Annotated in this window: 22 protein-coding genes; 13 read left to right on the plus strand and 9 right to left on the minus strand. The window is 64.1% G+C overall.

Features of this window, described 5'->3' with window-relative positions; translation table 11 throughout:
- The first annotated feature begins 59 nt into the window (after window positions 1-59).
- Window positions 60-817 (plus strand): IS5 family transposase gene (locus ACP146_RS16755; protein WP_422364888.1). Its coding sequence is split into 2 segments (ribosomal slippage): window positions 60-383 and window positions 386-817, totalling 756 coding nucleotides; the frame shifts between segments, so codons are not numbered across the junction.
- Here ACP146_RS16755 and ACP146_RS16760 read toward each other — a convergent pair.
- Window positions 745-1383 (minus strand): helix-turn-helix domain-containing protein, encoded by a 639-nt coding sequence (locus ACP146_RS16760; RefSeq protein ID WP_422367893.1) that lies wholly within the window; start codon window positions 1381-1383, stop codon window positions 745-747. The two genes, ACP146_RS16755 and ACP146_RS16760, sit on opposite strands and share 73 nt — an antisense overlap.
- A 162-nt stretch (window positions 1384-1545) precedes the next feature.
- On the opposite strand from ACP146_RS16760, the gene ACP146_RS16765 reads away from it, so the two are divergent.
- A complete protein-coding gene (locus ACP146_RS16765; RefSeq protein WP_422367894.1) occupies window positions 1546-1770 on the plus strand; it encodes a hypothetical protein in 225 nt (74 codons plus the stop codon).
- A gap of 80 nt (window positions 1771-1850) precedes the next feature.
- Window positions 1851-2681, plus strand: a complete 831-nt coding sequence (locus tag ACP146_RS16770; RefSeq protein WP_425032889.1) for a class I SAM-dependent methyltransferase — start codon at window positions 1851-1853, stop codon at window positions 2679-2681.
- 16 nt (window positions 2682-2697) lie between these two features.
- Here ACP146_RS16770 and gcvA read toward each other — a convergent pair whose 3' ends face one another.
- Window positions 2698-3645 (minus strand): transcriptional regulator GcvA, encoded by a 948-nt coding sequence (gene gcvA, locus ACP146_RS16775; RefSeq protein WP_422367896.1) that lies wholly within the window; start codon window positions 3643-3645, stop codon window positions 2698-2700.
- Window positions 3646-3785: 140 nt separating this feature from the next.
- Between gcvA and speB the strand changes: the two genes are divergently transcribed.
- The 10 genes from speB (at window position 3786) to ACP146_RS16825 (ending at window position 11691) form a co-directional block, all read left to right on the plus strand.
- On the plus strand, window positions 3786-4835 hold the full coding sequence (gene speB, locus ACP146_RS16780) for an agmatinase (protein ID WP_422367897.1): 1050 nt from the start codon (window positions 3786-3788) through the stop codon (window positions 4833-4835).
- A 98-nt stretch (window positions 4836-4933) separates the two neighbouring features.
- Entirely contained in the window at window positions 4934-6040 is a 1107-nt protein-coding gene (locus ACP146_RS16785) for an ABC transporter substrate-binding protein (protein WP_422367898.1), read from the plus strand.
- 217 nt (window positions 6041-6257) lie between these two features.
- A complete protein-coding gene (locus tag ACP146_RS16790; RefSeq protein ID WP_422367899.1) occupies window positions 6258-7295 on the plus strand; it encodes an ABC transporter ATP-binding protein in 1038 nt (345 codons plus the stop codon).
- A complete protein-coding gene (locus ACP146_RS16795) occupies window positions 7292-8149 on the plus strand; it encodes an ABC transporter permease (RefSeq protein WP_422367900.1) in 858 nt (285 codons plus the stop codon). The genes ACP146_RS16790 and ACP146_RS16795 overlap by 4 nt, the downstream gene beginning before the upstream one ends.
- Window positions 8146-8949 (plus strand): ABC transporter permease, encoded by an 804-nt coding sequence (locus ACP146_RS16800; protein WP_422367901.1) that lies wholly within the window; start codon window positions 8146-8148, stop codon window positions 8947-8949. The genes ACP146_RS16795 and ACP146_RS16800 overlap by 4 nt, the downstream gene beginning before the upstream one ends.
- Complete coding sequence (locus ACP146_RS16805; RefSeq protein WP_422367902.1) at window positions 8949-9725, plus strand: carbon-nitrogen hydrolase family protein; 777 nt, start codon at window positions 8949-8951, stop codon at window positions 9723-9725. The genes ACP146_RS16800 and ACP146_RS16805 overlap by 1 nt, the downstream gene beginning before the upstream one ends.
- A gap of 73 nt (window positions 9726-9798) precedes the next feature.
- Window positions 9799-10110 (plus strand): ArsR/SmtB family transcription factor, encoded by a 312-nt coding sequence (locus ACP146_RS16810; RefSeq protein ID WP_422367903.1) that lies wholly within the window; start codon window positions 9799-9801, stop codon window positions 10108-10110.
- On the plus strand, window positions 10110-10466 hold the full coding sequence (locus tag ACP146_RS16815) for an SRPBCC family protein (RefSeq protein ID WP_422367904.1): 357 nt from the start codon (window positions 10110-10112) through the stop codon (window positions 10464-10466). The genes ACP146_RS16810 and ACP146_RS16815 overlap by 1 nt, the downstream gene beginning before the upstream one ends.
- A gap of 43 nt (window positions 10467-10509) precedes the next feature.
- A complete protein-coding gene (locus ACP146_RS16820) occupies window positions 10510-11139 on the plus strand; it encodes an ATP-dependent Clp protease proteolytic subunit (protein WP_422367905.1) in 630 nt (209 codons plus the stop codon).
- A 147-nt stretch (window positions 11140-11286) separates the two neighbouring features.
- Complete coding sequence (locus ACP146_RS16825; protein WP_422367906.1) at window positions 11287-11691, plus strand: VOC family protein; 405 nt, start codon at window positions 11287-11289, stop codon at window positions 11689-11691.
- A gap of 79 nt (window positions 11692-11770) precedes the next feature.
- Here ACP146_RS16825 and ppdK read toward each other — a convergent pair whose 3' ends face one another.
- From ppdK to ACP146_RS16860, 7 genes are all read right to left on the minus strand, one after another.
- Window positions 11771-14440: a pyruvate, phosphate dikinase gene (gene ppdK / locus ACP146_RS16830; protein WP_422367907.1), complete on the minus strand. Its 2670-nt coding sequence runs from the start codon at window positions 14438-14440 to the stop codon at window positions 11771-11773.
- A gap of 83 nt (window positions 14441-14523) precedes the next feature.
- The gene (glyS, locus tag ACP146_RS16835; protein ID WP_422367908.1) at window positions 14524-16611 is read right to left on the minus strand and encodes a glycine--tRNA ligase subunit beta; all 2088 of its coding nucleotides are present in this window, start codon (window positions 16609-16611) and stop codon (window positions 14524-14526) included.
- A complete protein-coding gene (locus tag ACP146_RS16840) occupies window positions 16611-17534 on the minus strand; it encodes a glycine--tRNA ligase subunit alpha (RefSeq protein ID WP_422367909.1) in 924 nt (307 codons plus the stop codon). The genes glyS and ACP146_RS16840 overlap by 1 nt, the downstream gene beginning before the upstream one ends.
- A 163-nt stretch (window positions 17535-17697) precedes the next feature.
- The gene (locus ACP146_RS16845; protein WP_422367910.1) at window positions 17698-17961 is read right to left on the minus strand and encodes a hypothetical protein; all 264 of its coding nucleotides are present in this window, start codon (window positions 17959-17961) and stop codon (window positions 17698-17700) included.
- Window positions 17962-18033: 72 nt separating this feature from the next.
- Window positions 18034-18924 carry a S49 family peptidase gene (locus ACP146_RS16850; protein WP_422367911.1) on the minus strand — a complete coding sequence of 297 codons (891 nt, stop codon included), beginning with the start codon at window positions 18922-18924 and terminating at the stop codon, window positions 18034-18036.
- 90 nt (window positions 18925-19014) lie between these two features.
- Entirely contained in the window at window positions 19015-19761 is a 747-nt protein-coding gene (locus tag ACP146_RS16855; RefSeq protein ID WP_422367912.1) for a tRNA1(Val) (adenine(37)-N6)-methyltransferase, read from the minus strand.
- Window positions 19758-19973, minus strand: a complete 216-nt coding sequence (locus tag ACP146_RS16860) for a DUF2007 domain-containing protein (RefSeq protein ID WP_422367913.1) — start codon at window positions 19971-19973, stop codon at window positions 19758-19760. The genes ACP146_RS16855 and ACP146_RS16860 overlap by 4 nt, the downstream gene beginning before the upstream one ends.
- Between the last annotated feature and the right edge of the window lie 31 nt (window positions 19974-20004).

Below are 20004 nucleotides of genomic sequence, written 5' to 3' on the forward strand. Positions count from 1 at the left end.
TCCCCTACGTCTGCAGTTGTGATTCTTTGATCCAGGTTTCCCAAGGCAGGGAGGATTGGATGGCACGGCTTTACTGGCTTTCGGACGAGGAATGGGCTCGGATCGAGCCTTATCTGCCGCGCGGTCGGCGCGGGGCTCATCGGGTGGATGACCGTCGGGTGATTTCCGGTATCGTCCATATGCTCAAGGTCGGAGCGCGCTGGCGCGACTGTCCGTCGGAATACGGCCCCTACACGACGATCTACAACCGCTTCAATCGCTGGAGCAAGCAAGGGGTTTGGGAGGATATTTTCTACGCCCTGACGGGTAAAAGTGTTGTCGTATCGACCACAGCGGTCGATTCCACCCACATCAAGGCGCACCGCTCGGCGGCGGGGGCAAAAGGGGGGACTTCGAGCACGCAATCGGTCGATCGCGCGGCGGACGGACGACTAAAATTCATGCCATAACCGATGCACTGGGGCGCCCTATTGCCCTCTCGATCACGCCCGGACAGACCCATGATCTGGTCGGCGCGGCCATGCTTCTCGAGCGCATACCAACCCCTAAACGGCTCCTGGCCGATCGCGCCTATGACGCCGCAAAGCTGCGGGACTGGTTGATCGAACGAGGCTGCCAGCCGGTCATCCCTCCAAACCCAACCCGCAAGCATCCTCAATCGTACGACAAAGTCGCCTACCGAGACCGCAACCGCGTGGAGCGGATGTTCTGTCGGCTCAAGGATTTCAGAAGGATAGCAACCCGCTACGACAAGCGCGCCGATATCTTCCTCGCCGCCATCTGTCTGGCCGCATCTATCACTTGGTGGCTCAATTGAGTCTCGACCCTAAAGCCTTCAGACTCCAAACTCACAGATAAGCGCGCTTCTCTTGGCGCCATCATCATGTCTCTGATTTCACTGTGATCCATCGCCCGCGTGGAATCGACACCCCGACGAAAATACTTCTGGTGATCAGGCGCCATGCTCATGTGGGGCCTCATCTCAGATTTGCCTATCTGGATTGCAAGATACCCAGCGCCATTTTCGTTTGTTGATGGGATCGCAAGTGTCGCAATGCTCGGGTTTTCGGGACGAAGGTATTCACCAATCAAGGATGTTATCGAAGCTTCGAAGCGACCAATATCCGCAATGGGCAAAGCTTCTACAGCGACATCGATTCCTTCATCCTTCTTGGTGCCAACACCGAAAATGATGACGCCGCCGTCAGCATTGCTGGAAGCGCTCAACGCCGCACCAAGATTCCGCCTATCGTTCTTCGATAGATTCGATGTTCTTGGGTCTTCCTTCTGTTTAAACTCTAACCCAAAGCTTTCTTGGTGAGCGTTGGCGATAAGCTCCAACAGCAACTCTTCGCCCCTGTCCTTCAGTTCATTAAAAGTCATCCATCCAAGGCCCAAATTCCCATAGATTAATTGAAGTATGGCTATGACCGGAAGTTGTGCAACCTCACAGCTTTCCCAATCGCGGCTGCACCGTTAACCCTTGTTAAGTATTTTCCGCCAATACTGGCGCGGCAAAACAACCCTGACGAGGGATGAGACCCCATGAGCAAGCACCTGGTATCGGCCGACAATCCGGGCGGCCAGCGCACCGAGGAACTGTTGAGCGAGATCCGCGCCGAACTGCTGACGCGCATGGCCGCTTACGGCGAAGACCCGCGGCCGGAGGCCAAGACGGTGATGGAAAACAATCTGGAAATCGCCCAGTTGCTGACCGACGCCATTCATCTGGCGGAGAACAACACCAACACGCTCGCCGAAGACCTGTGAGGACCCGCCGATGATGCGCCGTGCCATTCAGCGAAGGCCCTTGCGGGCGCAACCCCGCCGGTGCCATGCTCGCGACCCATATGAGCCCATCACACGACGTCGCCTCGCACTACGCCCGGGAGGGCGCACTGACCGGCCGCATCCTCTCCGCGCTTACGGCCGCCGGTAAAGACCTCAGCCGCCTCAGCGCGGCGGACCTCACGCCCTACGATCAATTTCACAGCCGCGGCCACCGCGCCACGGAAGAACTGGCACAACTGCTCTCGCCCCAAAGCGATGCGCTGGTGCTGGATCTCGGCTGCGGCATCGGCGGGCCGGCGCGCTGGCTGGCCGATCAACGCGGCTGCCGGGTCGTCGGCCTCGACCTCACCGAGGTCTATTGCACCACGGCACGGGAACTGAGCGCGCGGGTCGGCCTGGAGGGCCGGAGCAGCTTCGTCTGCGGCAACGGCCTCGCCCTGCCCTTCGCCGACGCCGGCTTCGATCAGGTCTGGACCCAGCACGCCGCCATGAACATCGCCGACAAGGCACGGCTCTATCGCGAGGTGGCGAGGGTGCTGAAACCGGGCGGGCGCTTCGGCCTCTATGACGTGATGGCCGGCCCCGGCGGCGACCCGCACTTTCCCCTGCCCTGGTCTAGCAAGGCGGCCTGGAGCCACCTGACCGCCCCCGAAGCGGTGCGCGAGGCCATTCTCGCCACCGGCCTGAAAGAACGGCACTGGCGCGACCTGACCGCCGAGGCCAAGGCCTGGAGCGAAAAGGCCGTCGCGGCGCAAGAGGCAGGGCAGACGACTGCCGGTCCGGCCATCATCCTGGGACCGAGTTTCGCCGAGATGGTCGCCAACCTGCGCCGCAGCCTCTTCGAAGACCGCATCACCGTGGTCCAGGGCGTCTTCGACAAGCCGGGCTAAAAAACCAAAAGCCCCCTCACCCCGTTTTCCGGCCGCGCCTGAGGGAACGCCGAGCGGCGGTCTGGACTTCGGTGCGGGCCTCTTCCTCGTCGCGGGCGGCGAAGAGCCAGTCGATGAAAACGCTGGCGATGGGTGCGGCCTTCACCTCGTTGCGGCAGACGACGTAAAAGCTGTCGACGGCGGGCACAGAAAGATCGAAGGGCGCGATCAGGCTGCCCCTGGCCATCAAAGTGCTGGCGGTCCGGCTGTCGCCGATCACCACGCCGTTGCCGTGCAGGGCCGCCTCTACGGCCAGGCGGGCATCGCTCATGAAGTGGTGCGGCCCCTTGCTCAACTCCAGCGCCCTGGCGGCGGTCAGCCAGGTCTGCCATTCCCGCCCTTCGTCGGCATGGAGCAGAACATGGTGCGCAAGGTCCTTCACCGAGCGCAGCGGACGGCTGTTCAGCAGGGTCGGGCTGGCAACCGGGAACAGCTCGACATCCGACCAGTGCCGCACCCAGCAGTCGCCCCAGTTGCCCTGGCCGTAGCGGATGCAGACGTCGATATCGGGATCGAAGACCGCCTCCGGGTCGTTGCCGCCGGTCAGGCGCAGGCGCACCCCCGGAAACTGCTCCGTGAAGCGGTTGAGGCGGGGGATCAGCCAAAGCGACAGCAGGGCCGGCACGCAGCTCACCACCAGATCGCCGCCGGTCGAGGGCCGGGTCATGCGGGCCGTCGCCGTGGCGATGTCCTCAAAGGCCGTCGAGAGGGTCGGCAGCAGGGCGGCCCCATGGGGCGTCAGCTTGACCCGCCGGGCGCCGCGTTCCAGCAGCGTCACCTCCAGGGCCGCCTCAAGACTGCGGATCTGGTGGCTGATCGCCCCGTGAGTCACGTTCAATTCCCGGGCCGCGCTGGAAACCGAGCCGTGCCGGGCCGCGGCCTCAAAGGCGCGCAGCGGGTTGAGCGGCGGCAGGCGGGTCGACATATGCGGCGATCCTTTGTGAGAAATTTTCACAATAAATGCTACAACAATGTCAATTGCCCTCGCAACGCGGTTTCCGCGATACTGCCCCTAAGAAAGTCGGATTAAAGACACCGAAGGTAGGACGGGGGACAGGCGGGATTATGGCTTGGGACAAGGACAAGCTGGCGGCGCTGCGCGACAAGTACACCGAAGGCCAGGGCGGCGACTTCGTCGATCCGGCCTTTCGCAAGGTCGCGGACCAGATCTTCGACGCCAGCGGCACCCGCATGGCGCCCTATGCCGGGGTCTCGACCTTTCTGGATGCGCCGCTGCGCGAACTCGATCCCGAGAATCCGGACTTCGGCGACCTGCAGGTCGGTCTGATCGGCGTGCCCATGGACCTCGGCGTCACCAACCGGCCCGGCGCACGCTTCGGCCCGCGGGCGCTGCGCGGTATCGAACGCATCGGGCCCTATAATCACGTCCTCACCTGCGCGCCGACTTACGATCTGCGGGTCGCCGATCTCGGCGACGTGCCCTTCAACAGCCGCTACCGCCTGGAAGGCAGCCTCGACGACATCGAGCGGTACTACGAGAAGGTCTTTGCCGCCGGGGTGGTGCCGCTCTCCGTGGGCGGTGATCATTCCATCACCCATCCGATCATGAAGGCCATCGGCCGCGAAGAACCGGTCGGCATGGTCCACATCGATGCCCACTGCGATACCGGCGGCTCCTTCGATCACACCAAGTTCCATCACGGCGGCCCCTTCCGTAACGCCGTGCTCGACGGCGTGCTGGACCCGACCCGCACGGTGCAGATCGGCATCCGGGGCTCCGCCGAATACCTCTGGGAGTTCTCTTTCGACAGCGGCATGACGGTGATCCATGCCGAGGAAGTCCCCAAGCTGGGCATTGCCGCCGTCATCGAAAAGGCGCTGGCGGTGGTCGGCGACGGCCCGACCTACATCTCTTTCGACGTCGACGGCATCGATCCGGCCTTTGCGCCGGGTACCGGAACGCCGGAGGTGGGCGGGCTGACGACCCGCGAGGTTCTGGCGATCCTGCATGGCCTGAAGGGCATCAACGTCATCGGCGGCGATGTCGTGGAGGTGGCGCCGCAGTACGACACCACCACCAACACCGCCCAGGTCGGCGCTCAGGTACTCTTCGAGATTCTCAGTCTGATGGTTTACAGCCCGCGGTTTTCGTGACGGCTGGCGTTGGGGCAAACCCAACCGAAAAGGGGGAAGGTCCAATCAATCCGGCCAGGACAAACGGTCGCAACAAAGACAGTGGAGGTAGGTGAGAGATGAATAAGCGAATTGCCAAGAGCGGCATCAGCCGCCGAACCCTGATGGCGGCGGGCCTTGCGGGCGCCGGCGCCCTCGGTGCTGGTGTCTTAGCCATGCCGACGGTGTTGCGGGCGCAGGAGCGCTCGCTGAAGGTCGGCGTCTACGGCGGTTACTTCAAGGACTCCTTCGACAAACACATCTTCCCGGCCTTTACCGAGGCCAGCGGCATCGCCGTGGAGTCGGTGGCGGAGCCGACCGGGGAAGCCTGGCTGGTACAGTTGGAGCAGGCGGCAAAGGCGGGCCGCGCCCCGGCCGACATTTCCATGATGTCCCAGGTCGCCATGCTGAAGGGCCAGTCGACGAACCTCTGGACGCCGCTGGACCTTGCCCGAATTCCCAATGCCGGCAACCTGGTCGATCAGTTCGTCAACAAGTATCCCGACGGCCGCATTGCCGGCATCGGCGCGGTTGCCTGGTACATCACCCTGGTCTCCAACACCGAAAGCTTTGCCGCGGCGCCGGACTCCTGGGCTGCGCTCTGGGATCCCGCCAACAAGGACAAGCTGGGTCTGCTGGCCCTGGTCTCCAACTCCTTCCTGCTGGAGGTGACGGCGAAGACCTTCATGGGCGGCACCGATGCTCTGGACAGCGAGGAGGGCCTGCTGAAGGCCTTCGACAAGCTGGCCGAGGTGAAGCCCAACGTGCGTCTCTGGTACCGCGACGAAGCGCAGTTCGAACAGGCGCTGAAGACCGGCGAGATTCCCATGGGGCAGTACTATCACGACGTGACCGGGCTGGCCGCCGCCGACGGCCACCCCGTGCGCTCCACCTTCCCCAAGGAGGGCGGCATTCTCGACAGCGGCTGCTGGGCGCTGTCACGCGCCTCGGCCAAGACCGATGAAGCCCACATCTTCATCGACTACATGAGCCAGCCGGCAATCCAGGCGGAGATGTCGCGCAAGGTCGGCACCGCCCCGACGGTGAAACGCGAACTTCTCGACCTGAGCGACGACGAGTTCGCCAGCGTTTCCTCGGAGATCGATCCGATCATCCCGCGCTACGATCTCTATCAGACCAAGTCCGACTGGCTGAACCAGAAGTGGACGGAATTGATCGTCGGCTAGAGCGGATCATGTTTAGTCGAAACCACTTTGTGGTTGCGACAAAACATGTGAATCCGCTCTACACCGTTAAGTTAGAGCAGATTCACCGGATTGATGGATCGCTAAAGCGATCCCATCAATTCCGGACCTGCTCTAGGCAGTCAGCCCGCGATCTGCAATCCTACGGCCGCCGGTTCCGCCGGCGGCCGATTCCCCCTTTTCCAACGGCTGGTGATCCATGTCGGGCCTGACACTTGAGGCGGTTTCCAAGCAGTTCGGAGACCTCACCGCGGTCGACGACGTCACGCTGAGCGTGCCGCACGGCACCTTCGTCTGCCTGCTGGGCCCTTCCGGCTGCGGCAAGACCACCCTGCTGCGCATGATCGCAGGGCTTGAGGACCCCAGCGGTGGCCGCCTGCTGCTCGACGGGAGTGACATTACCGCGGTGCCGACCCACAAGCGCGACTTCGGCATGGTGTTTCAGTCCCTGGCGCTCTTTCCGCATCTCAGCGTCGGTGAAAACATCGCCTATGCGCTGCGTATCCGCGGCACCGCCAAGGCCGATCAGATCAAACGCGTCGAAGAGCTGCTGGAGCTGGTGCACCTGCCCGGCCATGCCGACAGGCCGGTCAGCAAGCTTTCCGGCGGTCAGCGCCAGCGCGTCGCCATCGCCCGCGCCCTGGCCGTGTCGCCGCGTCTCTTCCTGCTCGACGAACCGCTTTCCGCCCTCGATGCCAAGCTGCGCGAAGCCATGCAGGTCGAATTGCGCCAACTGCAGCAGAAACTTGGGATCACCACGATCGTGGTCACCCATGACCAGCGCGAGGCCATGACCATGGCCGATCTGGTGGTGGTCATGGGTGAGGGCCGCATCCGACAGGCGGCGCCGCCGGTCGAGATCTACCGCAAGCCCGCCGACAGTTTCGTCGCCGACTTCATCGGCTCCACCAACCTGCTGGAGATCGCGCGCGACGGCAGCGGAGGTGCCATCTTCGCCGGCAAGGCCATCCCCGGCCTCGCCCTGCCCAGCGGCCTCGACAGGGCGCGCCTTTCCATCCGCCCGGAGGACGTCCAGCTGACCGCGCCGGGGAACGGCAGCCTGACCGGGCGTGTCACCTTCCTTCGTGACCTCGGCGGCACTGTCGAGACCTTCATCGAGGTTGCCGGCACCACGCTCACCGCCGTCTCGACCCCGCGCGAACGCCCGGACGTCACTGCCGGCGACGACATCGGCGTCGCCCTGCCCGCCGAAGCCTGCGTGGTGCTCAAGGAATGAGACGGGAGCCGGCACGGACCCTGAGCGACCACATGCCGGTCATCTTTCCGGCCTTGATGCTGCTGGTCTTCTTCGTCATCCCCTTCGGCATCATGATCGCCGTCTCCTTCTTCCAGCGCGAACAGGGCGGCTTCTACACCCCGGACTTCGTGCTTTCGAACTACGCGCGCTTCCTGTCTTCGTTCTTCGGCGGCGTGCTCAGCTTCTCCTTGTTGCTGGCGATGGCGGTTGCGGTCTGCTGCGTGGTACTGGCTTTTCCCTTCACCTATTTCCTGACCTGCCGGACGCGGCGGGTACAGATCGCCTGGCTGGTCGGCCTGCTTTCCGTGCTGTCGCTGTCGGAGGTGATCATCGGCTTTGCCTGGTCGACGCTGTTCTCGCGCACCGCGGGGATCAGCAACCTCTTCGTCGCCCTCGGCCTGATAGAGCAGCCGACGGCGCTGCTGCCCGGCTTCGGCGCCGTGCTGACCGGCATGGTCTACCAGGCCCTGCCCTACACCATTCTGGTGCTCTACCCCGCCCTGGTGCGGCTGGAGCCGACCCTGCTGGAGGCTTCCCGCACCCTTGGCGCCTCGCCGCTGCGCGGCTTCTTCGACATCGTGATCCCGGCGCTGCGCAACACCATCGTCGCCACCCTGATCATGGTCTTTGTCTTCGCGCTGGGTTCCTACCTGCTGCCGCAGATCCTCGGCCGCCCGCAGCACTGGACCCTCTCGGTGCTGATCACCGATCAGGCGATCTATCAGTCCAACATGCCATTTGCCGCGGCCATGGCGGTTTTCCTGGTGCTGATCTCTCTCGCCCTAGTGGGCCTGACGCTGCTGGTCGGCGGCCGCAAGGACCTGACGGCATGACCCCGGCCTGGATACGCAATGGCTACATGGCCCTCATCGCCCTCTTCCTGGCCGCCCCCCTGGTGGTAGTGGCCGGGGTTTCGGTGAACGCCAAGAAAACCCTGCTGTTCCCGCCGGAAGGTTTCTCGTTCTCCTGGTACACCGACATCTTCACCCAGAACGACTGGCGCAGCGCCCTCTTCGCCTCGGTCGGGCTGGCGGCGCTCTCGGCGGCCTTGGCAGTGGTGATCGCTTTGCCGCTGGCCTGGTTTCTCTGGCGCCGGGTCGCGCCCTGGGCCCGTTTCTTCCAGTTCCTCGGCGTCGCGCCGTTCCTGCTGCCGCCGGTGATCACCGCCCTCGGCTTCCTGTCGTTCTGGGCAACCGGCGGCTTCTACGGCGAACCCTGGACCGCCGTCATCAGCCACGCCATCTTCTTCGTCACCCTGCCGCTGGTCACGCTCTCGCTCGGTTTCGCCTCCATCGACCGCTCTCTGGTCGAGGCGGCGGCAACCATGGGTGCCGACGATGCCCGGGTGTTCCGCACGGTAGTGGTGCCCCTGATCACGCCCTATCTGGTCTCCGGTTACGCCTTTGCCTTCGTGCTGTCGCTGAACGAGTACATCGTCGCCTACATGACCGTCGGCTTCACTCTGGAGACCCTGCCGATCAAGATCTTCAATGCCTTGCGCTATGGCTACACGCCGACCATGGCGGCGGTCTCGATCTTCTTCGTGGTCATCGCTGCGGTCGTTTTCGGCCTCGTCGCCCGCTACGGCGACCTGCCGCGCCTGCTCGGCGCCTGGTCGTCGGGAGACAAGTGATGCGCATCGCCATCCTGCAGATGATCGCGGTGCCGGGAGACGTCGCCGCCAACCTGAAGCAGATCGAGGCGGCAGCGGAGAAAGCGGCGGCAGGCGGCGCGGCGCTCCTGATCGCCCCGGAACTGGCCACCACCGGCTACGGCGCCGGCGACGTTATCCGCGACCTTGCCGAAACGGCGGAGGGGCCGCAGGTTCAGGCGTTGACGGCAATCGCAAGGAAGCACGGCCTGGCCCTCGTTGCCGGTTTCGCCGAGCGCGACGGCGAGGAGGTGTTCAACAGCCTCGTCATGGCGGAAGCTTCTGAAACACCCAGCATCTACCGCAAAACCCATCTCTACGGCGACTACGAGCGCGCACTCTTCACGCCCGGAGAAGCGGACAGCGCCCTGCGCAATTTCCAGGGTCTGAAGCTCGGTTTCCTGATCTGCTACGACGTGGAGTTCCCGGAAAACGTCCGCCGCCTCGCCCGGGCCGGCGCCGATGTGGTGCTGGTGCCCACGGCATTGCCTGAGGGTAGCTTCGCCCGCTTCATCGCCACCCGGGTCGTCCCGGTCCGGGCTTTCGAGAACCAGGTCTTCGTGGTCTACGCCGATCACGGCGGCGGTGATGCAAACTTTAGCTATGCGGGCCTGTCACGGGCCGTCGGCCCCGACGGTCAGAGCCTCGCCGCCTCGGACACAGACACGGCAGAACTCCTCTTCGCCGACATCGATCCCGGCGCCTTTGACGAGAGCCGCCGCGCCAACACCTATCTGAGGGACCTGCGGAAACGCTAGGCACTGGGCCGATCTATCCGGCAGCGGCGACAAAAGGCTTGCGAATCACATAAGTCTGTACTTATGTTATTTCATGATCGAGAACGACATCTTCAGAGCGCTCGCCGATCCGACCCGCCGGGCGATCTTTGAGAAGCTGGCCGCCGGCGGCATGAACGCCTCCGCGCTGCGCAACGGCATGGAGATCAGTCAGCCGGCCATGTCCCAACACCTTGCGGTTCTGCGCAAGGCGAGACTGGTGCGCGAAGAGCGGCAGGGCCGTTTCGTGAACTACGAGGTCGACCCGGACGGTCTGGCGCTGATCGCCGGATGGCTTGCGAAGTACCGCGCCTACTGGCCGGCGCGGATCGACGCCTTGAAGGCTTTGCTGAAGGACATGGACTGATGAATGACCTGAAAACCGAGAAACAGACAAAGGGCGTGGTGCTCGAATACGAACTCGACGCATCGCCCGAGGCCGTCTGGCGGGCCATCTCTATCGCCTCGTTCCGCGAAAAGTGGCTGCCGGCGGGCGACCTGGCCGATGCCGAACCCGTCTCTTCGACAGCGGGTGAGGAGATCCGCTACAGAATGCGGGAGCAGGAACCGCCCTTCCTGGAGAGCGTCGTTGCCTTTCAGATCGATCCCAACGCCGAGGGCGGTACCACCCTCAGGGTCATCCACAGGCTGGTGGAGACGGAGCCGATAGAGCAGCCCTCGGCCGCCAACAGTACCCAAATCCTGATGATGCTGGCTGCCTGACACCGCAGCCCGAAACACAAAACCGGAAGACAGGAGTTCGCCGATGCGCGAAGCGATGCAGCTCGTCCCCATGGTGGTCGAACAATCCAGTCGGGGCGAACGCTCCTTCGACATCTATTCAAGGCTTCTGCGCGAGCGGGTCATCTTCCTCAACGGAGAGGTGAACGACACAGTCTCCGCCCTGGTCTGTGCGCAGTTGCTCTTCCTGGAGGCCGAGGACCCGAAGAAGCCGGTCCATCTCTACATCAACTCACCCGGCGGCGTGGTGACCAGCGGCTTCGCCATGTACGATACGATGCAATACATCCGGGCGCCTGTGCAGACGGTCTGCATCGGCACGGCGCGCTCCATGGGCTCCTTCCTTTTGATGGCGGGAGAGCCGGGCCAGCGGGCGGCATTGCCGAACGCCAGCCTGCACGTCCACCAGCCGCTGGGCGGCTTTCAGGGCCAGGCCTCCGACATGCTGATCCATGCCGAGGAGATGCAAAAAACCAAGCAGCGTATCACCCGCCTTTATGCCGAGCATTGCGGGCGCAGCTATGAGGAGGTCGAAAGCACCCTAGACCGGGACCGCTTCATGTCGGCGGAAGAGGCCCTTGAGTGGGGCTTGATCGACCGCATTCTCGAGCAGCGGGAAGACAAGGAGGAACTGGGAACGCCGGAGTCCACTTAGCCTGCGGGAGCTACGGCGGCCATTACAGGCGCTGTGACGCTGTTTTGCACCGGACCGTGCTTGAGCCCAAAGCTGCCGTCAAATCGATCCGGAAAGTGCGCAAGAACCGGATGGACTCAAGCAAAGCGCCTGAGCAACACTGGTTTGATGGGACTAAGGGCGATCCGGAACCTCGACTACGTTATTCTGCTGTGCGATGACATCCAGCGGATGAAGGGGTTCTATCAGGACGGGATGGGATTCCGGATAGAGGAGGACAATCCTCACTGGGTCAAGTTCAGGGTAGGCAGCTGTGCCCTGACACTCCGTCCGCGCGGCCCCTGGCTTGGGTGGGAGGACGGCCCGGTCCCGAAAGACTCGGCCGCTGTGCAGTTGGCTTTCTGTGTCGGCTATGACGAGGTCGACAACTGCCATGCAGAGCTCATCGAAAAGAATGTGGATGTAATCGAAGGCCCCAAGGATCAGCACTTCGGCCACCGAACGCTCTTTTTCAGAGACCCGGAAGGTAACGTCCTGGAAATCTACGCCGAGATCGACTCTGCTCAATCGTAGGTCGCAAGGTCGTTCTCCCCACCGAAAACAGACGCAATCGGCAGCGCCTCATCTTGAGCAGATGTGTAAGCACCGTCCCCTAAGCGTTCTTCCTGGCCAGGGCCGCCTGAGCCGCCGCGAGGCGGGCGATGGGCACGCGGTAAGGCGAGCAGGAGACGTAGTCCAACGGCACGGTCTGACAGAAGGCGATGGAGGCCGGATCGCCACCGTGCTCCCCGCAGATTCCGAGCTTGATGTCCGAGCGGGTCTTGCGGCCCCGCTCCGCGCCGATCTTCATCAACTCACCGACACCTTCGGGATCGAGGGAGATGAAGGGATCCTGCTCGATCAGGCCATGCTGCTCGTAAGCGCCCAGGAAGTTGCCGGCATCGTCGCGTGACAGGCCAAAGGCGGTCTGGGTCAGATCGTTGGTGCCGAAGGAAAAGAACTCCGCGCCCTCGGCGATCTGGCCAGCGCGCAGGCAGGCGCGCGGCAGCTCGATCATGGTGCCGACGAGATAGCGGATCTCCACGCCCTCGGCCTTGCGCACGGCCTCGGCCACCTTGTCGATCAGCGCCCGGAGGACGGGGAACTCCTGCTCCATGGAAATGAGCGGGATCATCACCTCCGGCTCCACGGTCTCACCGGTTTCCTTTTCCACCGCCGCCACCGCTTCGAAGATGGCGCGGGCCTGCATCTCATAGATCTCGGGATAGGTGATGCCGAGGCGGCAGCCACGGTGGCCGAGCATGGGGTTGGTCTCGACCAGCTTCAGGGAGCGGGCCCGCACCTGCTCTTCCGAAAGACCCGAGGCCTTGGCGACCTCTGCCACGGCCCCGTCTTCATGGGGCAGGAACTCGTGCAGCGGCGGGTCGAGCAGACGGATAGTCACCGGGCGGCCCGCCATCTCCTTGAACAGGGCGATGAAATCGTCGCGCTGGAACGGCAGAAGCTTCTCCAGGGCGCGGCGGCGCTGTTCGCCGGAATCCGCCAGGATCATCTCGCGCATGGCGACGATGCGCTCGCTGTCGAAGAACATATGCTCGGTACGGCAGAGACCGATGCCCTCGCAGCCGAACTGCACCGCGATCTTGGCCTCCTGCGGCGTATCGCAGTTCACCCGCACCGCCATGGTGCGGTGCTTGTCGGCCCAATCCATGATGGTGGCGAAGTCGCCGGACAGCTCCGGCTGAATGGTGTCGACGGCACCGGCCATGACCTCGCCGGTCGAACCGTCGAGGGTCACCAGATCGCCCGCATGCAGTTCCAGATCGCGCACCCGCATGACGCCGCTCTTGTGGTCGATGCGCAGTTCGCCGGCACCCGCAACACAGGCCCGGCCCATGCCGCGGGCGACCACCGCTGCGTGACTGGTCATGCCGCCGCGGGTGGTGATGATGCCAACGGCGGCATGCATGCCGTGGATATCTTCCGGCGAGGTTTCGGTGCGGCAAAGGACGACCTTCTCGCCGTCGGCGGCCAGCGCCTCAGCCTCGTCGGCGGTAAAGACCACCTTGCCGGAGGCCGCACCCGGCGAGGCCGGCAGGCCGCGGGCGATGACCTTGCGCTCGGCCTTGGGATCCAGGGTCGGGTGCAGCAGTTGATCCAGGGCGTTGGGGTCGATGCGGCGGATCGCCTCCGCCTCGTCGATCAGACCCTCGCCCACCATGTCGGCGGCTATTTTGAGAGCCGCCGGCGCGGTGCGCTTGCCGCTGCGGGTCTGCAGCATGTAGAGCGTGCCGCTCTGCACCGTGAACTCGATGTCCTGCATGTCCTTGTAGTGCTTCTCGAGCACATGACGCACGCCATCGAGCTGGCCGAACACCTCCGGCATAACCTCTTCCATGGCCGGCAGTTTGGAGTTGTTCATCTCCTTGCCGCGCAGGGTGAGGTTCTGCGGTGTGCGGATGCCCGCCACGACGTCTTCGCCCTGGGCATTCACCAGGTACTCGCCGTAAAAGGCGTTCTCGCCGGTGGAAGGGTTGCGCGTGAAGGCGACGCCGGTGGCGCAGTCCTCGCCCATGTTGCCGAAGACCATCGCCTGCAGGTTCACCGCCGTGCCCCACTCGGCCGGGATGCCGTGAAGGCGGCGATAGGTGATGGCGCGCTGGTTCATCCAGGAACCGAACACAGCGCCGATCGAGGCCCAGGCCTGGTCCTTGGGCGACTGGGGGAAAGGCTCCCCGGTCTCCGCCACCACCTTGGCCTTGAACTGCTCGATGACCCCGGCCCAGTCCTCGGCCGTCATCTCGGTATCGAGCATGTAGCCGCGGTCTTCCTTGGCCAGTTCCAGGATTTCTTCGAAGTGATGGTGATCGACCCCGAGAACCACGTCACCGAACATCTGGATGAAACGGCGGTAACTGTCGTAGGCGAAGCGCCGGTCGTCGGCGCGCTTGGCCAAGCCTTCCACCGTCTCGTCGTTGAGACCGAGGTTCAAAACCGTATCCATCATGCCCGGCATGGAGGCGCGGGCCCCGGAGCGTACGGAAATCAGCAGCGGATTTTCGGGATCGCCGAACTTCGCGCCAACCTCCTCTTCGATCTTCGTCAGAGCCGCATTCATCTGCTCGCCGAGATCGTCGGGATAGCGCCGCTCGTTGTCATAGAAGTAAGTGCAGACCTCGGTCGTGATGGTAAAGCCGGGCGGCACCGGCAGACCGATGGAGGACATCTCGGCAAGGTTTGCGCCCTTGCCGCCGAGCAGCTCTTTCATCTCGGCCCGGCCGTCAGCCGTTCCGCCGCCGAAGCTGTAGACCCATTTGGTCATCGTCTGCTTTCCGTTCCCTGCCTGTTGTTGTCTGTCGAAATTCATCTGCTTACCCGGGCGGCTTTTCGTGCCACCACTTGTTATCAGCCTTCGATCTTCGAGAAATCCGCGACCTCCGAGAGTGTCGCGCCGATGGCGCTGAGAAGGTTCAGGCGGTTTTCCCGCAAGGCTGCGTCGTCGGCATTCACCGTCACCTTGTCGAAGAAGGCATCGACCGGCTGACGCAACTGCGCCATGGTCTGCATGGCCATGGCGAAGTTTTCACCACCGAGCGCATCCTTCGCACCGCCCGCCGCCTTGCTGAGGTGTTCCGCGAGTGTGCTTTCTTCGGGTTGTGCCACGATGTCGGAACGGACTTCACCGCCATAGCGGCGCTTGTCCTTCTTTTCCTCGATGCGCACGATGTTGGCGGCGCGGCGATAGGCGACCAGGAGATTGGCGCCGTCGTCGCTGTCCAGAAAAGACTTCAGCGCCTCGACCCGTGCGAGGAGCCGGACGAGATCATCCTCGCCGCCCTGGGCCATCACCGCAGTGATGAGATCGTGGCGCACGCCCTGATCACGCAGAACCACCTTCAATCGCTCGCCGAGGAAGGCCAGCAGGTCCTCGGCAACCGGCGCCGCTGAAAGGCCGCTGTATTCCGACTGCGCCGCCGCGAAAACCCGCGCCAAATTGACCCGCAACTTGTTCTCGACAATCAAGCGGATCACACCCAGGGCGGCGCGGCGCAGCGCGTAAGGATCCTTGGAGCCGGTCGGCTTTTCGTCGATCATCCAGAAGCCGACGAGGGTGTCGATCTTGTCGGCCAGAGCCGCGCAGATGCTGACCGGCGCCGAAGGACAGGCATCGTTGGGGCCGAGGGGCTGGTAGTGTTCCGCCACCGCCTCGGCCACCGCCGGGGTCTCGCCGTCGTTCAGCGCATAGTAGCGCCCCATGATGCCCTGCAGTTCCGGAAACTCGCCGACCATGCCGGTCACCAGATCGGCCTTGCAGAGGCGCGCGGCGGAGCGGGCTTCGTCGCGCCCGGCGCCGGGCACGAATTCACTGATCGCCACGGCCAGGCTCTGCAGACGCGAAACTTTGTCGGCCACGGTGCCCAGCTTGGCGTGGAAGACGATATCGCCCAGCGCCGGAACCCGGGACGACAACGGTTCCTTGCGGTCCTGGTCGTAGAAAAAGCGGGCATCGGCGAGCCGCGGCTTCAGGACGCGCTCGTTGCCGGAGACGATGGTGGCGGCGCGGCCGCTGCCGGCTTCGGCTTCCATGTTGGCGACAAAGATGAAGCGGTCGGCCAGGCTGCCGTCGGCCGTCTCGGTCGAGAAATACTTCTGGTGACTGCGCATGGAGGTGGACAGCACCTCCCCCGGCAGGCTCATGAAGGCCTGGTCGATGCGGCCCATCAGGACCTGAGGCCATTCCACCAGTCCGGCGACCTCGTCCAGCAGGGCGGGGTCGTCTTTCATCTTAACCCCGGCTTCCTTGGCCAGGGCCGCCGCCTGTTCGGCAATCAGGTCGCGGCGCTCGGCAGCGGCCAGCACCACCTTTGCCGCGCGCAGCTTGTCGCGGTAGTCGGAGAAGCTTGTCACGGAGAAGCGTTGCGGCGCCAGAAAACGATGGCCCTCTGTACTGTCGCCGAAGGCAACGGCGCGGCCCTCGGCCATCTCAAAAGCCCCTTCCAGGGCCTTGCCACCGAAGAGCGCCAGGATCGAATGCAGCGGGCGGACCCAGCGGCGGCTGTCGTCGGCCCAGCGCATGGACTTGGGCCAGGGCAGATCGTTGAAGGCCTTGGCCAGCACCTCCGGCAAGACCGCGGCGGCGGGGCGCCCGGCCACATGGCGCACGGCGAAGTAAAAATCACCCTTGGGGGTCTCGCGCACCTCGGCATCGTCGATGGAGGCCAGACCGTTGGCCTTCATGAAGCCCTGCACCGCCTGCTCCGGGGCACCGACCTTGGGGCCTTTCTTCTCTTCCGAGAGATCCGGTTGTTGCAGCGGCAGGCCGTCGACTACCAGGGCCAGGCGGCGCGGTGTCGCATAGGCGGCCGCAGATTCGAAGGTCAGATTCGCCGCTTTCAGGCCCTCGGTCACGAGACGCTTCAGATCCTCGTCGGCACGCGCCTGCATGCGCGCCGGAATCTCTTCGGAGAAGAGTTCGATCAGAAGCTCGGCCATCAGCCCGCGCTCCCGCTATCGCCCTGCCCCTGGGTGGCGACCCAGGCCTCGCAACAGGCCTTGGCAAGATTGCGCACGCGCCCGATGTAGGCCTGACGCTCGGTGACCGAGATCACCCCGCGGGCGTCCAGCAGATTGAAGACGTGGCTCGCCTTCATACACTGATCATAGGCGGGCAGCGGCATGGGCCGTCCGTTGTCGTCACCGAACTTCAGGATCGTCTGGCACTCGGCCTCGGCATCCTTGAAATGCTGGAACAGCGTCTCGACCGTCGCCACCTCGAAATTAAAGCCGGAGAATTCCTGCTCGGCCTGCAGAAAAATGTCGCCGTAGGTCTTGCCGCCCTGGTCTTTGGGCACGCCGTCCCAATCCAGGTCGTAGACGTTCTCCACCCCCTGGACGTACATGATGAGACGTTCCAGGCCATAGGTCAGCTCGGTGGAGACCGGGTTGCAGTCGATGCCGCCGACCTGTTGGAAATAGGTGAACTGGCTGACCTCCATGCCATCGCACCAGACCTCCCAGCCCAGGCCCCAGGCGCCCAGGGTGGGGCTCTCCCAATCGTCCTCGACGAAACGGATGTCGTGGTTCATCGGGTCGATACCGATGGCGCGCAGCGAATCCAGATAGAGCTCCTGGCTGTTCGCCGGCGAGGGCTTCAGGATCACCTGAAACTGATAGTAGTGCTGCAGCCGGTTCGGGTTTTCGCCGTAACGCCCGTCTGTCGGACGCCGCGAGGGCTGCACGTAGGCGGCCTTCCAGGTGCCCGGGCCCAGCGCCCGCAGGGTGGTTGCCGGGTGGAAGGTCCCCGCCCCCATCTCCATGTCATAGGGCTGGAGAATGACACAGCCCTGCTGCGCCCAGAAATCCTGAAGGCGGAGGATCAGACGCTGAAAACAGGTGTCCGGATTTGCGTGAGACATCGTCTTTGGGCTGGTTTTAGTGCTGCGGCATGTTGCACCGCAGTAAATGCGGGCGAACCTTAGCGGGGCGCCGAACCCGAATCAAGCCGGGGGATCGGCTTTCTCGGCCGCTGAACCGGCCCCGTGAACAGACCCCGTGAACGGGCCTGGCGACCCGCCGCACTCAGCCCTTGCGGCCACAGTTGCAATCCGTCCCGCTCTGAATGTAAGCCCCACAGGTGGGACAGGGCACCAGATCGGCAACCTTGTCGTCCGCCGGCGGCGGGTCCGGGGTCTTTTTCGGCGGCTTCTTGCTCTCAGCCGCGCGCAGCTTGGCTTCCGCCTTGCGGGCAGACTGCAGCCGGCCGAGGAACTTGAACCCGTACCAAACGGCGGCGATCACCAGACCGAGAACAATAAGCTTCTGAATCGAAGGAAGTCCGAACATGGCGGCATTTAGCGGTGCGCAGCCCCATCGGTCAAGCAGGCTCGGCAAACCGAGCCCGGACGTCGAATCCGCCTAGAGTCCGAAGCGGGACCAGATCGCCCGTTCCTCCACCGCCGATAGCATCCCGGCGGCCCAATCCGCCGGGTCAAGCAGCCCCTCGGTCGAGGCGAAAAGGCTGTCAGCCGCGTTTCCCCGGCCCAGTCCGAGACGGCGCAGAAGGCGTTTCGGCCCTTGAATGCGGCGCAGACGCACCCGCTTGCCAAAGCGGTCACGCGCAACCTGGCGCAGGTCGCCCTCGGAGTCGGCGAGGCCGAGCTCGACCGCCTTGCGGCCGGACCAGAACTCGCCGCTGAACAAGACGTCTTCTGCCGCCTTCAAACGCTGGCCGCGGCGGTCCTGCACGGTTTTCTTGAACACATCGTGCAGGTCTTCCTGCAGGGCCTTCAGGCGCACTACGTCATCGGCGTTTTCCGGACTGAAGGGATCGAGGGTCGACTTGTGCTCGCCGGCGGTATAGACCCGCCGCTCGACACCCAGTTTCTCCATGGCTTCGGTGAAGCCGAAGCCAGAGGTGATGACGCCGATGGAGCCGACGATGGAGGTCGGCTGGACGAAAATCTCGTCCGCGGCACAGGCCAGCCAGTAGCCGCCGGAGGCCGCGACGTCCTCACAGAAGGCCAGAACCGGCACCTCTTTCTCATGGGCCAGATCACGCACCCGCTTGGCAATCAACGCCGATTGAGCCGGGGAGCCGCCGGGTGAGTTGATCACCAGGGCCACCGCGCTCAGATGCGGAACCGCGAAGGCACGCTCAATCAGCGCTTCGGTGCTGGCCAGGCTCATGCCGCTGCGCAGCGGGCCGAAGCCGCCGATGACGCCGGCCAGACGTAAAACCGCGACCTCGGGCCGGCGCGGCCGCAGCCAACGGAATGTGACAAAGTCTATAATCGATCGCATAGCCATCCCAGAAACATAAGGGCTAAAGCGGCGCTTTCCAAATCCAGCGCCTGAGGCCGTTGCCTGTGGCACGGCCTGAGGGTTGCCGCAAAGCGGCTACATGACCAGAGGGCCACCGGCGCGCAGCACCGCTTCGGCTTCCGGGCTGTAGCTGCCGTCATCACCGTGCAGAGCCAGTCCAGGCAACAGGCGCAGCGGGGCCCCGGTACCCTTGCGGGCCTGAACGATGATCCGCTTGGCCGGCTGCCCCCGGCGCGGCCACAGCGGCAGGACGGTCAGGTGGCCCCAGTCCTGTGAGAACAGCGTCAGGATCTCGTTCAGGCGGTCGGCACGGTGAATCAGCGTCAGGCTGCCCCGCGGCTGCAACAAGGCCAGGGCGCAATCGACCCAGGCATTCAGTCCCGCCTCGCCCTCCACCGTGGCGATACGCCTCACCTCGTGTTGCGACAGGCGCGCCGCCGCCGGGTCGAGGTAAGGCGGATTCATCATAACGTGATCGAAACTGCCAGCCGCAACCAAGGCAGGCGGGGCGCCGACGTCGCCAATGTGGACCGAAAGACGATCCTCGACCCCGTTCAGACGCGCGTTGTCCTGCCCCAGCTTGCCGAGCAGCGGTTGCAGTTCGAGGCCGACGAGGCGAGTCTCCGGAACCCGGTGCAGCAAGCAAAGGCTGGCGGAGGCAACACCGCAGCCCAGGTCCGCCACCACCTCGCCCGGCAAAGCCGGCGTCGCAGCCGCCAGCAGAACCGGGTCAATGGCCGCCCGATATCCCTCCGCCGGCTGGCGCAGGCGCACCCCGCCGCCGAGCAGGCTGTCCTCTGTCATCACGGTCGGAGCCGTCACAGGCTGGTTTCCTCCCCCGCCTCCGACATCACATGCCTGGCGCGCTGGTAATCCTGGTCACTCACCATCAATCGGCGAGGCAGAATCCCAATGGATCCCTCGAGCACGGATGTATGCTGATCGAGGACCAGGGTTTCGATACCGGCATCAGCCAAAAGCGCCTCCAGCCAGGAGAGCTTGACCATGTCGTTCGTGCGCAGCAGTTCTTTCATATCCTCGCCATTTATAACGCCTTTCGTCGCA

The sequence above is a fragment of the Pelagibius sp. genome, from assembly GCF_965249265.1.
GTDB lineage: Bacteria > Pseudomonadota > Alphaproteobacteria > Kiloniellales > Kiloniellaceae > Pelagibius.

Bases quoted from the DNA above. Each gene is read 5' to 3' on its own strand.
- ACP146_RS16760 (WP_422367893.1), bottom strand. From the start codon at position 1,383: ATGACTTTTAATGAACTGAAGGACAGGGGCGAAGAGTTGCTGTTGGAG.
- ACP146_RS16765 (WP_422367894.1), top strand. From the start codon at position 1,546: ATGAGCAAGCACCTGGTATCGGCCGACAATCCGGGCGGCCAGCGCACC.
- ACP146_RS16770 (WP_425032889.1), top strand. From the start codon at position 1,851: ATGAGCCCATCACACGACGTCGCCTCGCACTACGCCCGGGAGGGCGCA.
- gcvA (WP_422367896.1), bottom strand. From the start codon at position 3,645: ATGTCGACCCGCCTGCCGCCGCTCAACCCGCTGCGCGCCTTTGAGGCC.
- speB (WP_422367897.1), top strand. From the start codon at position 3,786: ATGGCTTGGGACAAGGACAAGCTGGCGGCGCTGCGCGACAAGTACACC.
- ACP146_RS16785 (WP_422367898.1), top strand. From the start codon at position 4,934: ATGAATAAGCGAATTGCCAAGAGCGGCATCAGCCGCCGAACCCTGATG.
- ACP146_RS16790 (WP_422367899.1), top strand. From the start codon at position 6,258: ATGTCGGGCCTGACACTTGAGGCGGTTTCCAAGCAGTTCGGAGACCTC.
- ACP146_RS16795 (WP_422367900.1), top strand. From the start codon at position 7,292: ATGAGACGGGAGCCGGCACGGACCCTGAGCGACCACATGCCGGTCATC.
- ACP146_RS16800 (WP_422367901.1), top strand. From the start codon at position 8,146: ATGACCCCGGCCTGGATACGCAATGGCTACATGGCCCTCATCGCCCTC.
- ACP146_RS16805 (WP_422367902.1), top strand. From the start codon at position 8,949: ATGCGCATCGCCATCCTGCAGATGATCGCGGTGCCGGGAGACGTCGCC.
- ACP146_RS16810 (WP_422367903.1), top strand. From the start codon at position 9,799: ATGATCGAGAACGACATCTTCAGAGCGCTCGCCGATCCGACCCGCCGG.
- ACP146_RS16815 (WP_422367904.1), top strand. From the start codon at position 10,110: ATGAATGACCTGAAAACCGAGAAACAGACAAAGGGCGTGGTGCTCGAA.
- ACP146_RS16820 (WP_422367905.1), top strand. From the start codon at position 10,510: ATGCGCGAAGCGATGCAGCTCGTCCCCATGGTGGTCGAACAATCCAGT.
- ACP146_RS16825 (WP_422367906.1), top strand. From the start codon at position 11,287: ATGGGACTAAGGGCGATCCGGAACCTCGACTACGTTATTCTGCTGTGC.
- ppdK (WP_422367907.1), bottom strand. From the start codon at position 14,440: ATGACCAAATGGGTCTACAGCTTCGGCGGCGGAACGGCTGACGGCCGG.
- glyS (WP_422367908.1), bottom strand. From the start codon at position 16,611: ATGGCCGAGCTTCTGATCGAACTCTTCTCCGAAGAGATTCCGGCGCGC.
- ACP146_RS16840 (WP_422367909.1), bottom strand. From the start codon at position 17,534: ATGTCTCACGCAAATCCGGACACCTGTTTTCAGCGTCTGATCCTCCGC.
- ACP146_RS16845 (WP_422367910.1), bottom strand. From the start codon at position 17,961: ATGTTCGGACTTCCTTCGATTCAGAAGCTTATTGTTCTCGGTCTGGTG.
- ACP146_RS16850 (WP_422367911.1), bottom strand. From the start codon at position 18,924: ATGGCTATGCGATCGATTATAGACTTTGTCACATTCCGTTGGCTGCGG.
- ACP146_RS16860 (WP_422367913.1), bottom strand. From the start codon at position 19,973: ATGAAAGAACTGCTGCGCACGAACGACATGGTCAAGCTCTCCTGGCTG.